The organism is Pantoea sp. MBLJ3 (assembly GCF_000816655.1).
Lineage (GTDB): Bacteria > Pseudomonadota > Gammaproteobacteria > Enterobacterales > Enterobacteriaceae > Pantoea > Pantoea eucalypti.
In genome coordinates this window covers 12,538-26,471 of the sequence record NZ_JSUT01000004.1, presented here as the reverse complement: position 1 = coordinate 26,471, position 13,934 = coordinate 12,538, and the positions used below count along the sequence as shown (strand labels likewise).

Sequence of the window (13,934 nt, the reverse complement as noted above, 5' to 3'; positions counted from 1 at the left end):
AACGTGTCAGGGTTTAAGTGTTTTAGTCACCTGACTGATGGCGCGCACGACGTCGGTTGCGCCTTCACGGATTTCCGCAATCACGCCGCCCGCCTCCTGGGCCAGCTGCACGCCCTGATCGGCGCGCTTCAGGTTTGATTCAATCCCTTTCAGTGCACGGTTCGCCAGCAGGTGGTTTTGCTGTACCCGATTTTCAATGTCGCTGGTGGCGCGGTTGATGTTCGCCGCCAGCGTGCGGACTTCGTTAGCGACCACCGCAAAGCTGCGGCCATGAGCTCCGGCACGCGCGGCTTCGATTGCGGCATTCAGCGCCAGCAGGTTAGTCTGATCGGCTATCCGGCGGATACCTTCCACAATCGCGCCGATACGATCGGAGGATTCACTCAGGCCAGTGATATCACCCGAGATCCCCTGCAGTTCACCGGCCAGGGCGTTCATGGTCTGCACACTGCTGGCGATAACATCAGCCCCCAGCTTTGTGCTGTGATCGGTTTGCAGCGCAGTGTGATAAGCCCGCTGTGCCGCGTCATGCTCCTGCTGGTTTTTTTCCACCTGCGCGGTGACATCGGTGGCGAATTTAACGATCTTGTAGAGCCTGCCCTGTTCGTCAAATACCGGATTGTAGGTGGCACGCAACCAGACCGTTTCACCGCGTTTATTCACGCGGGGAAACTGACCCGAGACAAATTCTCCCCGGTTCAGCTGCTGCCAGAATTCACTGTATTCGCGGCTCTCACGCAGGGCCTGCGAACAGAAGCGACTGTGATGAATGCCTTCCACCTCTTCACGACGGTATCCCATGGTTTTCAGGAAGTTGTCATTGGCTTTCAGCACTTCACCTTTAAGGTTAAAGGCGATGACTGCCATTGACCGTTCAATGGCGGTGGTGATGGCGCGCTGCTCATGCGCATCGTTAATATGACCGGTGATGTCGGTCGCCAGTTTGACGATTTTGATCACCCGGCCATGACGGTTCTGTACCGGCACATAATTGGCTTCCAGCCAGATTGGGCGGCTGTTTTTTGCCATACGCAGAAACTTATTGCTGAAGCTTTCGCCCCGGTTCAGTCGCAGCCAGAAATCCTGATACTCCCGCGACTGCAGCTGTTCCGGAGTGCAAAACAGGCTGTGGTGCTGGCCTTCAATCTCAGCCAGCGTGTAGCCCATGCGCGCCAGAAACAGCGCGTTGGCGCTGAGAATGGTGCCATCGGGAGAGAACTCAATCATGGCGATGGAGCCGTTGAGAGAGCTCAGCGTGGCAACTGAGTGTGAGCGCTTCTGCCAGCTATGGCGCGAAGCGATGCCTGATGTAATGGTGGAAAACATAGCGATCCTTATTATTAGTGTTGGTCTCGCATCCTATATCGGCAAAATCGCGGCACAATGCAGCCTTAACTCCGCTGAGTGAAATTTATACGGCTTGCCGTGAGGTTTTTGCGGCGGCTCAAAACCAGTCATTGAGTTGATGGAAAAGCGGTCAATCGAGTGAGTTTCGGCGAAAAGCGTTTGACGCTGCCGGGCCGCTTTGGTTTAATGCGGCCCGTTGCCCGAATAGCTCAGTCGGTAGAGCAGGGGATTGAAAATCCCCGTGTCCCTGGTTCGATTCCGGGTTCGGGCACCATCTTTAAAGAACCCGCCTCTGGCGGGTTTTTGCGTTTATAGAGCGAACCGCGTTATCGAAGGTTCGATTCACTCGCCACGTTCCTGTGGCTCGCCCTCCGGGTCGCGCTGGCACGCGATGCAAAAATGCTCCCGGCATTTTTGTCCGGGTTCGGGCACCATCTTTAAATAACCCGCCTCTGGCGGGTTTTTGCGTTTGTAGCGCTAATGCGGTCCACCTGACTCCATACCTTCCCGAACAATCCGAATTTGGTCTCTAACCGCCCATTCCGGCTCTTAATTCAGTAGCAATACAAATAGATTTCACGTCGAAATCACTTTGCTGTCCCGGCTCTGTGCTGCATTGCAAGAGCGTTGCCGCCTGAAATCCTGTCCAGCCTGCAATTGACCGGGGCTAATCGTGTTTTATAAGGCACCCTTTACAGAATCAACCTGACAGGCACAATAGCCCTTTTTCCAGCTCCGTCACGGTCATGTCAGAAGAAGCGCTGCGTCTGCAGATACAGAACCTGAAAAAGCATAATGCGCGTCTGAAGCGTATAGCGCATGACGCCCGTACAAAGCTTAACGCGGCGCTCGATGGTACCGGACTGTTCCTGTGGCAGCTTGATATTCCCAGTGGCAAGCTGGTGATCTTCAACCGGCGCTGGGGAGCGATGCTCGGGTTCCAGCCGAAAGAGACCGACGCCAATTTCGAATCCTGGAAGGAGAGTCTGCATCCCGAGGATGCCGATGAGGTTTTGCAGGCTTTTAACGATCACATCGCCGGGAAAGCGCCTTACTACGAAGCACTTCACCGCATGATTGCCAAAAACGGCAGTATTACGTGGGTGCTGGATCGGGGGCGGGTCAGCGAGTGGAATGCCCATGGCGAGCCTGTCAAAGTCATTGGCACGCACATCGATATGACCAAAGAGAAGCAATATGAAGAGCAGCTTGCCCTGCTGGCGCTTCACGATCCCCTGACGATGCTTAACAATCGCCATGCTTTGCAGAACTATTTCTGTGAGCTGAAAGCGCAGGGGCCACTCTGTGTTGTCTTTATCGATCTGGATAACTTCAAACACGTCAACGACACCCTGGGTCATCGCAGCGGTGATGAAGTGCTGATCCAGCTAAGCCATCGGTTTACAGAACTCGCGCCGGCAGAAGTGATGATTGGCCGGCTCGGCGGTGATGAGTTCGTGCTGTTAGTGCCGTTTGCGATTGACCATCCGCAGGTCAGACAACTGGCCCATGCCTGCCTTGACGCCGTGCTTGCCCCATTTGATATGGCAAATGGTCACGCCCTGATAGGGGCTTCTGTCGGGGTGTCACAGGTACAGGGAAGAGATGATTTTGATACTGCCCTTGCGCGCGCTGATGAAGCGATGTACCGCATTAAGAAAAACGGTAAGCGCGGCGTGGCGTTTGATCACGCTTTCCCGGATCCACTCTGACTCCGATTAACCCGGCATAGGCTTTGCCAGCTCCTGTTGAAAGACTTTATCTTCAGTTACTGCCTACTCTCACCCACAACATTTTGTACTTTGTTTTGCGCCTGCGTGTGCAATTTCCGCGTATCGCTGCAAAAATCACTTTTAGTACTATTCTGAAAATTCAATTTCACTGCCAGAATATGTAAGTCTTACCGCTTCGGTTAAAGTGCAATATCCGACTTAAATCCGAGTCTCTTTCAAATTAAAAAATTTATTCAAATCAGGATAATTGATCATTTAATGATCAATTTCGGCTGTTTTCAGCTATCGTGATCAAGGTTTACGCTTCGCTTATTTACAACGATAAGAAGGGGAAGTCAAAATCCTATTTATCGCTTCGCTTAGTGAAATTGATCGTTTGTTGATCATATTCACTACATGATATTGATTAAACTATCCACTTACCGCTTCGCTTATATTTTTTTCAATTGGACATTTTTTGAAAATGATCGATTAATAGGGCGCGGCGATTTTAGTTATAAAGCTTTTTCATGCCGCGGCTCTTTTATGAATAGAAAGGAGCATTGGTTGAAATCCGCTATCAATCCGGTTGAGGGTAGTACGAGCAATAAACCAGAACTGTGACGGGTTTTTTATTTATCTCACTTGATTGGTCCGTTTTTCTGACTACATTTATGTTGCTGAATCGGCCTGATGAAGTGTTAACTGTGCAAATTCCAATTTTTAATATTCAAAGAGGACGCATATGACTCAATATCGCGGTGGGGCCGGGAATTTTGCGGCCGACAAAGAGCGTGCTGCTGAAGCAGGACGCAAAGGAGGCCAGAAAAGCGGCGGTAACTTTAAGAACGATCCTGAACGTGCCATTGAAGCGGGGCGCAAAGGAGGTAAGGTTAGCCGCCGGAGCTGAAAGTCTTTAACACTGCTGTGACGGCAGGGTTACTCTGTTAGCCGGGCATTTTGAATCTGTTTAGTTCCTCGCGAAGATAATTACTCCCTGAATTATGTCATTGCTCCATCATTGGCAATAGCGGGAGCTGTTAATTGAACCGGAAGAGTTTACTCTTCCGGTTTTTTATTTCCGATAGGTTAAAGCTATACGATTTAATAAAACCGTGTACAACTAAGTTTTGACTGGTTCTTTTTTTATGCAGTTAATCTGAAAAAATGTATACAGTGTTTTATTACTTTGTACAAATTACGATGCAGCTAGCGAAGCCGCAAACATAAAAACATTCCCCTGCTAAATGTCTGCTGTAAAAAGGAAAATGCATTTTACATGCCACTTTTGTCTTAAATTCATACTGACGCAGCGTGCGATATTAAAAATCTCCACTAGACTTTTCAGGTGTCAACGATATGACTGGCGTTGCGTTATTACCGACGCAGCGTTTTAAACAATGAGGCTATCTTATGACAGTGAAAACGTTAAACGACCTGTTCATCCATGACCTATCCGATGTTTACAGCGCTGAGAAACAGATAACCCGTGCATTACCTAAAATGGCGCGTGCAGCCAGTGACGAAAATCTTATCGCTGCGTTTAATCAGCATCTGGAAGAGACCCGTGCGCAGATTGAACGACTCGACGAGCTGGTGGAAGTGACACCTGAAGTCAAAATTAAAAGAATGAAATGTCATGCGCTTGAAGGTCTGGTTGAAGAAGCACAGGAAATTATCGACTCGGTTGAAAAAGGTGAGATTCGCGATCAGGGGCTGATTGGTGCTGCACAGAAAGTTGAGCACTATGAGATCGCGACCTACGGCACTCTGCATGCGCTGGCACTGAAGCTGGGTTACACCAAAGCGGCAGAGCTACTGGAAGCTACTCTGAACGAAGAGAAGCAAACGGATGAGAAACTCACCCAGGTAGCCGAGTCTATTACCGTCTCTTAAGGAGTAATACATGACTGCGATAGAACATTATCATGACTGGCTGCGCGATGCGCATGCCATGGAAAAGCAGGCTGAAAGTATGCTGAGCAAGATGGCTGGCCGTCTTGAGCACTATCCGGCGCTGGAACAGCGTCTGGCGCAGCATCTGGAAGAGACTAAACATCAGCTGACACTGCTGGAGCAGCTGCTCGACACTCACGGTATCGATCACTCTGTGATGAAAGATGCGATGGGCAAAATGGCGGCGGCCGGTCAGGCTGTTGGCGGTATGTTCAATTCGGATGAAGTCGTGAAGGGCGCTATCAGTGGTTATGTCTTCGAGAATGCTGAGATCGCCAGCTACACCAGCCTGATTGCCGCGGCAGAGCAGGTAGGTGATACGCAGGGCGTACGCATACTTAACGAGATCCGTGACCAGGAAGTGGCGATGGCTGAGTGGCTGCTGCAGAACCTGCCAGAGATCACTCAGCAGTTTCTGCAGCGTGCGTCACAGCCGGGCGTGGAAGCGAAGAAGTAGTGCTGAATAGCGCGCATGAAAAAGCCGGGGATTCCCGGCTTTTTGCGTTAGTGCTTTTCAGGCTGGTGATATTCAGTCAGCCATTAAATGTCCATACATCGTCATCAGCTTACGCGTCACGCCGTTAGTCCAGCCAAAGCCATCCTGTAACGGATATTCACCGCCGCCGCCAGGACGCGCACGCTCACCGCTGATGTCATATTTCTCTACCAGCTTGTGATGCAACTGATAGAAGTTATTGACCGTATTCAGCCAGTTCACAGCCACTTCTGTTGCCAGCGTCTCTTCGCCATAGTTATTCAGGCCAACAATTGCCATCCACTGCATGGGTGCCCAGCCGTTAGGCCGATCCCACTGCTCCCCGCTTTCGACCATTGAGGTCAGCAGACCGCCGTTGCTCAGCAGCAGATGACGCAACGAGATCGCCTGCAGATGCGCCTGATGCGGCGTCGCCAGGCCCACAAACAGCGGAACCACTGAAGCTACGGTAAAGGCACCGAAACGCTCACGACGCCAGTCATAGTCGCGGAACACACCGGCGGTGCTGTCCCACAGATAACGGGTAATCGCACGTTTACGCGCTTCCGCCTTTTTCTGCCACGCCAGCGCCGTCAGCTCTTCACCTTTGGCGTGCGACAGGGTCGCGATCATCAGCTCCAGCTTGTACAGGAATGCGTTCAGATCGATGGGGATAAACTGAGTCGTTCGGATGCTCGACAGGCGTTTAGGATTTCGCAGCCAGCGAGATGAGTAATCCCACCCTGACTCCGCGCCAGCACGCAGATCACGATAGACTTCGCTGGCCGGACGTTTAGATTCGCGGGCAGTTTCGACATCTTCCATCCACGACTCATCACGCGGCGTATCGCGATCATCCCAGTAGCGGTTAAGCAGGGAGCCGTTTGGCATCCGCACCACGTGACGATAAGCCTGGTTCGGCATCAGTGAGCCCGCGCCATCCATCCAGAACTGATACTCCTTCATCAGCTGTTCCTGATAGCGTTTCGCACCGCGCACGCCATCTTCTTCGAACAGCTCTACCATCAGTGCAAACACGGGCGGCTGAGAACGGCTGAGATAGTAGGTACGATTGCCGTTTGGCACATGACCGTAGTTATCGATCAGCCAGGCAAAGTTGTCCGCCATGTGACGGAGCAGATCATCGCGGCCTGATTCTGCCAGGCCGAGCATGGTGAAGTAGGAGTCCCAGTAATAGGTTTCGCCAAAGCGTCCCCCTGGCACGACATAAGGTTTCGGCAACGGCAGCAGTGATGAGTGCGGCATATGCTGTTGCGGCATTTTGGTCAGAACCGGCCACAGGTCATCAATATGCTCGTTGAGGGTTTTATCCGGGTTAGAGACATAAAAGCTTTCGTTTACGCCAGGCAGATAAAAATGATCGGCGACAAAACGCGACAGGTCGAAATCACTGCTGCGTTTCTGTCGACGATAGCGCATCAGCACATCCAGCGGATCGTACTTAGGCGAACAGTCGGGGAAGGTTTTGCTATCCTCGAAAATCCGCGACATCTGGACATGTTCAAACAGTTCCAGATAACGATCGGCAGGGGTGAGTGCATCCGGAGCCGGTAAGCCTTCAATCAACTCCGGCTCGGGCTCAGAATCCTGCATGCGTTCCAGTTTCAGTTCATGGGGATCGTATTGATACTCAACTTCCGCCCCGGCACGAACCTCTTCAAGTGCATTTTGTTGCTGGCGATGGGTATTAATAACGGCCTCCTGAGCGGTCGTGGTTGCACAAAAGACAAATTATAGACCTCTCATTCAGCGGAACAACAATGCAGAATATCTATGAACGTAATAAAAATTGTCTATTAATCGAGGTTTTTTGATAAATCCCAGACAATTCAACCAAATATAGCAGTGTTCACAAAAAATACATTTCAGATGAATCTCTTAACGGAATGGATAAAAAAATTCAAACTGAAGAAAACTGGCGTTTATTCACATTTTGTAAAAGATAGCCGGGCCGAAAAGGGTGCAGAAAATGGCATACGTAACGGAACGCCGCGCAGAAAGGAGCAGGGAACTAAGCGGGCCTGGTTGCCCGCTCGTTGACAGCAGAATCAGGTGTTCGCCAGCGCCGCGCGAACGACTGTCTGCCAGGGCGTGGTCGGGCGACCAATCAGTTTGCTCAGCTGGCGGGAGTCATTGTACAAACCGCCTTTCTCTGCACCGGCATCCGAGTCTGCCAGCATCTCCGCCAGACCGTCTGGCAGGCCAGCACCCTTAAGCGCGGCGGCAAAATCAGCCTGAGACAGATTGACGTAATCAACCTTCTCACCACTCTGCGCGGCAATCTCTGCAGCAAACTGCGCCAGCGTGTAGCTGTCGTCGCCTGCCAGTTCATACACTTTGCCCGCCTGATCCTCACGGGACATGACTTCAGCCGCCGCTTCAGCGTAATCCTGACGGGCTGCAGACGCGATGCGACCTTCACCCGCCGCGCCGATAAATGCATGATGTGCCAGCGCAGGTGTAATGCTGGCGGCATAGTTTTCGGTGTACCAGCCATTACGCAGCAGGGCGAATGGGATGCCGGAGGCTTTCAGCAGCGCTTCTGTGGCGCGATGTTCAACGCCTAAGCCCAGTGGTGAGGTGTCCGCATGCAGCAGGCTGGTATAGGCGATGAAGCCTACGCCCGCCGCCTGTGCCGCTTCAATAACGGCTTTATGCTGCGCTTCACGCTGACCCACCTCACTGCCGGAGATGAGTAGCAGTTTATCGACGCCTGCAAAAGCGGCCCTGAGCGTTTCTGGCTGACTGTAGTCGGCCTGTCGGACCGTGATGCCCTGCGCCGCAAGATCGGCCGCTTTGGCGGGTGTACGGACAGCAGCGACGATCTCTTCTGCCGGCACTTTTTTCAGTAAAGCTTCGATAACGAAACGGCCCAGCTGGCCGGTGGCACCTGTTATTGCAATCATGCTATGACTCCTGTGGCTGTTGTTGAAATCCAGACTAAGATATAAACTAATTTTTAGTAAGTACTTACAGAAATGTTAGTTAAGGTGTGCTGATTAAATGTCTGATAAATTGAGTGAAAAATTTAGTCGCGGTGAATTACTTAACGTTAATTGTCCGTCGCGTGATGTGCTGAAACGCGTGACCAGTCGCTGGAGTGTATTGATTCTGCTGGCCCTTCAGGATCAAACGCTGCGCTTCAGTGAATTGCGCCGCACGGTCGGGGGCGTCAGTGAGCGAATGCTGGCTCAGAATCTGCGTTACCTGGAAGAAGATGGCTTCGTGCAGCGAATTGCTTACGATGTGGTGCCTCCGCACGTGGAATATCGCCTGACCCCGCTTGGACGTGAAGTCGGTGAGCAGGTTGTGGGCCTGGCAGACTGGCTGGAACTAAACCTGGGCCGGATTCTGGCGCAGCGCGAAAAATCTGCAGCAGAGTAAAGCTACCCCGTCTCAGCCGTCAGAATGTGACGGCATCGATATTTTTACCTGAAAATTTCTGAGCCCACTTTTGTTTACTGCCTCTCTGATGCCGCAGCCATGCGATAGCAATGGAAATAGATCCTTCAGGCTTTTCGTCCTGTTGCTGATTATTAAGTCGTTTTATCAATCTTCGGGTCGCAATATAGGAGAGTGTGTTGAGCGCTGTTAATAGTGAGGCGTTTTTTGACTCATTTATTTAACATCTTAATGTGTGTTTAACTTCGTGTTTTCTACTTTATTTTATCCATACTCACCTCAGGATTAGTAAGCATTAAACAAAAAAGAAAACAAAACGGCAGAGATGTGGGTTTAAGGGTTTAACCTCTTAAAATATAATGGTATTTAGATCTTTGCTTCTCACTTATAACCTTAAATAACTCCGATTTTTATAGCAAAAAAGTGCCTGAAAACAGGCCGTTGACGATACTTTACGTGCAGGCATTGCTTTCGCGCGTTCGACTTTTAAAGTGAGAAAATACGTAACATTAACGACACATAAGCACCCTCTGATTAACCTTTCGGCCTTATTTTTAAATAAAAATTTCCCGCCAAAAACAATGACCAAAATCAATAAAGACTGTTATAGTTTTCATTAACCCCACTGTTTCTTTTTCCTCGTCGCAAATAGCTCTAAATTTGCGGCGGGAATTTCAATAAGCGCAGAGAAGTCAGCGCATCAGGCTTAAGTTGTTAATTATAAGTAAATACATGGTGTTCTATGTGGCAAAGAGGTAAGCAATGTTCGGATTAGATGCCTTTCATCTGGCCAGGATTCAGTTCGCATTTACTGTATCCTTCCATATTATCTTTCCCGCCATCACCATCGGTCTCGCCAGCTTCCTGGCAGTACTTGAAGGTATGTGGCTTAAAACACGCGATCAAACCTATCGCGATCTCTACCACTTCTGGTCGAAAATCTTTGCCGTTAACTTCGGTATGGGTGTGGTATCAGGGCTGGTCATGGCTTACCAGTTCGGGACGAACTGGAGCGGCTTCTCTGCGTTTGCCGGGAGTATCACCGGCCCGCTGCTGACTTATGAAGTGCTGACGGCGTTCTTCCTGGAAGCAGGCTTCCTGGGCGTGATGCTGTTTGGCTGGAATCGCGTGGGGCCGGGTCTGCACTTCTTCGCCACCTGCATGGTTGCTCTGGGAACACTGATTTCGACCTTCTGGATTCTTGCCTCCAACAGCTGGATGCAGACGCCTCAGGGCTTCATCATCGAGAATGGCATTGTGGTGCCGCAGGACTGGTTGAAAATCGTCTTCAATCCCTCTTTCCCTTATCGCCTTTTCCATATGTCAGTGGCGGCGTTCCTGGCGAGTGCCTTTTTTGTGGGATCGTCAGCGGCCTGGCATTTGCTGAAAGGGAATAACAATCCTGCTATCCGTAAGATGTTCTCCATGGCGTTGTGGATGGCGCTGATCGTTGCGCCGATTCAGGCGATGATTGGGGATGCACACGGTCTGAACACCCTTGAGCATCAGCCAGCCAAAATCGCGGCGATTGAAGGACACTGGGAAAACCCACCGGGTGAGGCCACGCCGCTGATCCTGTTTGGTATTCCCGATATGGAACAGGAGCGTACCAAATATGCGCTGGAAGTGCCTTACCTTGGCAGCCTGATTCTGACGCACAGTCTGGATAAACAGGTTCCGGCGCTGAAGTCGTTCCCGAAAGAGGACCGCCCTAATTCTACGGTGATCTTCTGGTCATTCCGCGTGATGGTGGCGCTGGGGCTGCTGATGATTACGCTGGGCGTGGTCAGCCTGTGGCTGCGTTTCAAAGGCCGTCTTTACGAGTCGCGTCCTTTCCTGTGGTTTGCTCTGTTAATGGGGCCATCGGGTCTGATTGCGATTCTGGCGGGCTGGTTTACCACTGAAATCGGTCGTCAGCCGTGGGTGGTGTATGGCGTGCAGCGCACCATTGATGCGGTCTCGGCACATGGCGATATGCATATGAGCATCAGCCTGCTGGCCTTTATTCTGGTCTACAGCTCGGTGTTCGGTGTGGGATACCACTACATGATGCGCCTGATTAAGCAGGGACCGGTTGTCGGCGAAGGTCATATCACCGAAGAAGGTGGACCGGGTCAGAAGAAAACGCCAGCGCGTCCGCTTTCCGCTGCCACCTTTAAGGATGGAGACCACTAAGATGATCGATTATTCCGTTATCTGGTTTGTGATTATCGTCTTCGCAACCCTGATGTATATCGTGATGGATGGTTTTGACCTGGGTATTGGTCTGCTGTTCCCGTTCAATAAAGATGCCGGCGAGCGCGACATGATGGTTAACACCGTCGCACCCGTCTGGGATGGTAATGAAACCTGGCTGGTTCTGGGAGGCGCAGGCCTGTTCGGGGCATTCCCGCTGGCTTACGCGGTGATTACCGATGCGCTGTCGATTCCGCTGACCGCCATGCTGATTGGCCTGATTTTTCGGGGTGTCGCCTTTGAATTCCGCTTCAAGGCGGTTGAAGGTCATCGGGCATTCTGGGACAAATCCTTTATTGCCGGGTCTGTTTTAGCGACCTTCAGTCAGGGCGTCGCAGTCGGCGCGTTTCTGGATGGCATTCCGGTTGAGGGACGCCGTTTCGCCGGTTCCGCACTGGACTGGCTGGCACCGTTCCCGCTGTTCTGCGGCGTGGGTCTGGTGGTGGCCTATGCGCTGCTGGGCTGCACCTGGCTTATTATGAAGACCGAGAATGAGCTGCACCGTAAGATGTCCGCGCTGGCGACGCCACTGGTCATCGCGCTGTTAGTGATTATTGGTATTGTCAGCCTGTGGACGCCGTTTACGCATCAGGACATCGCACATCGCTGGTTCAGCAAGCCAAACCTGTTCCTGTTCCTGCCGGTTCCGGTGCTGGTGCTGCTCTGTTCATGGGGCATTGTGCGCGCCATTAAGCGTGAGGCGCACTATTCACCGTTCCTGCTGACGCTGGCGCTGGTCTTCCTGGGCTTCTCCGGTCTGGGTATCAGTGTGTGGCCCAACATTATTCCGCCATCCGTAACCATCTGGGATGCCGCATCGCCACCGCAGAGCCAGGCCTTTATGCTGGTGGGTAGCCTGCTGATTATCCCGATGATTCTGGGTTACACCTTCTGGAGCTACTACGTGTTCCGTGGAAAAATCAAAGCAGATGAAGGATATCATTGATATGAAAAGCCTCAGCAGCATGAAAGACCACAATCACAGTGAAGAGACGAAAGCGCCGTGGTGGAAACGGGTAATGTGGCTGGTGTTTATCTATGCCGCCAGCGTACTGGCGCTGGGCGTGGTCGCCTCGCTGTTCCGCATGATGATGACGGCAGCGGGTATGCGTAGTCATTAATTGTCGCAGACTCCGCCTCACCGTTATCAGGCGCAGTTTTTATCAGGAATCAAAAGGCTGACGGCAGTCAGCCTTTTTTAGTTAGTAACCTAAGCAATTAATGCGGAATTGCCCCGAACGGACGTGCACGGCTTACCCTTTCCTTACACTGATTCGCCATATTTGTTATCCTTTTTTCATTAAAACCTCAGTCTTAACCCGCGTCGTAAATCGCCATCATGCTCAGTCAGGCCATTAAAAAAAAGCACATCAACGATCTGGTCGAGTGGATTGAAGCCCATCTCACCGACGATATCAATATCGATCAAATTACGCTGAAATCAGGTTATTCGAAATGGCACATGCAGCGCATGTTCAAGGAGATGACCGGACAGACGCTGGCGGCGTATACCCGCAAACGGCGTCTGACGATGGCGGCTATGGCGCTACGTCTGACACGCATGACGCTGATCGATATCGCCGTGCGTTTTGGTTTTGATAACCAGCAAAACTTTACCCGGGTATTCAAAGGCCACTTTGCGCTGACGCCGGGCGCGTTTCGGCGTATTCCCCATTTGCCGGTGAAAAATTTCCATGGCCGCATTCTGGTGCGGTCGCTGGCAGAGCGCGCAACGCTGGTGGAACGCGAGGAAGAGCTGCATCTGCGAGGAGAGACGCAGGAGTGGGAGTGTAAGTTCGGTGATTACATTGCCGATCGCGATCACCGGGTGGCTGATCAGGCGCGGCAACTGGTCGCGCTTGCTGGCAGCCATGTTGCGCAGGGCTGGTTAGGCTTTCAGTATGGCCCCGGCCAGAGTTCGGCTGACCAGCAGAATATCAGCCTGTTTCAGGCGCTGGAGCCGCAATATGCCAGGCTGCTGGGTGACAATACCGATAACTGGCGTGAAGTGCGGGGGCTTTATGCGTCAATTCGCTGGAGCGGCAAACCTGAACAACTGACGCGTTTTATTGAGGATATTTACTATCAACATCTGCCAGCGCTGGGTGTAGCGCGCCGTCCTGGCAAAGACCTGCTGCGTCTCGACTTTGCACAGTGTAAGCCCGACTGGCTGAGCGGCGTATTTTCAATTCCGGTGATGCAGGCGTAGCCAGCAGGGCAGGGCGAGTGATTCCCGGCCCCGTTAATGCATATTTTGTGCGGTAAACTGTGACAAACCGCACGATTCTATAAACTAACTCGCCGTTCTGGCGTAAAATCCTTTTCCGAAACCCTGTCATACCGGAATCATCGTGCATCCGTGATGGGGCTGGAACATTCATCTGCATTTCAGGCCTTTTCTGGCCAAAAGACAAATAAAGACAACTATTATGCGACGCTTAATGATTTCACTGATTCTGGCATTGCCTGTTATGGCAATGGCGCAGCAGGCTGAGCCTTTCTCACCGCCTGCCGGACTGCATCCGCACTCTCAGGCCTCCCAGCATGAAATTCTGGGTGACGGTGAGCTGCCGGAACACACCAGCAGTAACGCTTCCCTCTCCGGATTTAACGACACGCTGTAAATGCTGATACGCTGCCAGACCCGGCGGCGCAACATGACCGGCTCGTCAGGAGCCGGTCAGATTTAACCTTCTCTGCCTGCCTTAAAAAACCCGCAAATACCTCTCTCTGAACGCTTGTCAGGGTCGCTTCACGCCTGCGATACGCACACCTGCATATCTGTA

At 51.7% G+C, this 13,934-nt stretch carries 13 protein-coding genes and 1 tRNA gene; 11 read left to right on the top strand and 3 right to left on the bottom strand.

All coding sequences use genetic code 11. From position 1 onward, the window contains the following. Positions 1-6: 6 nt before the first annotated feature. On the bottom strand, positions 7-1,326 hold the full coding sequence (locus tag NP77_RS05410; RefSeq protein WP_039659337.1) for a PAS domain-containing methyl-accepting chemotaxis protein: 1,320 nt from the start codon (positions 1,324-1,326) through the stop codon (positions 7-9). A 219-nt stretch (positions 1,327-1,545) separates the two neighbouring features. Between NP77_RS05410 and NP77_RS05405 the strand changes: the two genes are divergently transcribed. The 5 genes from NP77_RS05405 to NP77_RS05385 all read left to right on the top strand — a co-directional run bounded on the left by NP77_RS05405 (position 1,546) and on the right by NP77_RS05385 (position 5,472). Continuing rightward, positions 1,546-1,621, top strand: a tRNA-Phe gene (locus NP77_RS05405). Positions 1,622-2,093: 472 nt separating this feature from the next. Beyond that, on the top strand, positions 2,094-3,059 hold the full coding sequence (locus tag NP77_RS05400; protein ID WP_039659335.1) for a sensor domain-containing diguanylate cyclase: 966 nt from the start codon (positions 2,094-2,096) through the stop codon (positions 3,057-3,059). A 745-nt stretch (positions 3,060-3,804) separates the two neighbouring features. Then, positions 3,805-3,969, top strand: a complete 165-nt coding sequence (locus tag NP77_RS05395; protein ID WP_004571242.1) for a general stress protein — start codon at positions 3,805-3,807, stop codon at positions 3,967-3,969. Between the two features lie 503 nt (positions 3,970-4,472). Continuing rightward, entirely contained in the window at positions 4,473-4,955 is a 483-nt protein-coding gene (locus NP77_RS05390; RefSeq protein WP_004571241.1) for a ferritin-like domain-containing protein, read from the top strand. 10 nt (positions 4,956-4,965) lie between these two features. Then, a complete protein-coding gene (locus NP77_RS05385; RefSeq protein ID WP_004571240.1) occupies positions 4,966-5,472 on the top strand; it encodes a ferritin-like domain-containing protein in 507 nt (168 codons plus the stop codon). Positions 5,473-5,544: 72 nt separating this feature from the next. Here the strand turns inward: NP77_RS05385 and treF are convergent, their stop codons facing one another. Further along, entirely contained in the window at positions 5,545-7,203 is a 1,659-nt protein-coding gene (gene treF / locus NP77_RS05380) for an alpha,alpha-trehalase TreF (protein WP_050540840.1), read from the bottom strand. Positions 7,204-7,559: 356 nt separating this feature from the next. Continuing rightward, positions 7,560-8,417: an SDR family oxidoreductase gene (locus tag NP77_RS05375; RefSeq protein WP_039659332.1), complete on the bottom strand. Its 858-nt coding sequence runs from the start codon at positions 8,415-8,417 to the stop codon at positions 7,560-7,562. A gap of 97 nt (positions 8,418-8,514) precedes the next feature. Here NP77_RS05375 and NP77_RS05370 point away from each other — a divergent pair, with 97 nt between their 5' ends. The 6 genes from NP77_RS05370 (at position 8,515) to NP77_RS05345 (ending at position 13,772) form a co-directional block, all read left to right on the top strand. Beyond that, positions 8,515-8,895 carry a helix-turn-helix domain-containing protein gene (locus tag NP77_RS05370; protein WP_004571237.1) on the top strand — a complete coding sequence of 127 codons (381 nt, stop codon included), beginning with the start codon at positions 8,515-8,517 and terminating at the stop codon, positions 8,893-8,895. 780 nt (positions 8,896-9,675) lie between these two features. After that, positions 9,676-11,088 carry a cytochrome ubiquinol oxidase subunit I gene (locus tag NP77_RS05365; protein ID WP_008925698.1) on the top strand — a complete coding sequence of 471 codons (1,413 nt, stop codon included), beginning with the start codon at positions 9,676-9,678 and terminating at the stop codon, positions 11,086-11,088. 1 nt (position 11,089) lies between these two features. Beyond that, positions 11,090-12,094, top strand: coding sequence for a cytochrome d ubiquinol oxidase subunit II (cydB, locus tag NP77_RS05360; RefSeq protein ID WP_008925697.1), 1,005 nt, complete (start codon positions 11,090-11,092; stop codon positions 12,092-12,094). A gap of 1 nt (position 12,095) precedes the next feature. Beyond that, positions 12,096-12,269 (top strand): DUF2474 domain-containing protein, encoded by a 174-nt coding sequence (locus tag NP77_RS05355; protein ID WP_004571235.1) that lies wholly within the window; start codon positions 12,096-12,098, stop codon positions 12,267-12,269. 218 nt (positions 12,270-12,487) lie between these two features. Then, positions 12,488-13,357: a helix-turn-helix domain-containing protein gene (locus tag NP77_RS05350; protein WP_039659329.1), complete on the top strand. Its 870-nt coding sequence runs from the start codon at positions 12,488-12,490 to the stop codon at positions 13,355-13,357. Between the two features lie 232 nt (positions 13,358-13,589). After that, positions 13,590-13,772 (top strand): hypothetical protein, encoded by a 183-nt coding sequence (locus tag NP77_RS05345; protein ID WP_231572317.1) that lies wholly within the window; start codon positions 13,590-13,592, stop codon positions 13,770-13,772. Positions 13,773-13,934 lie beyond the last annotated feature (162 nt).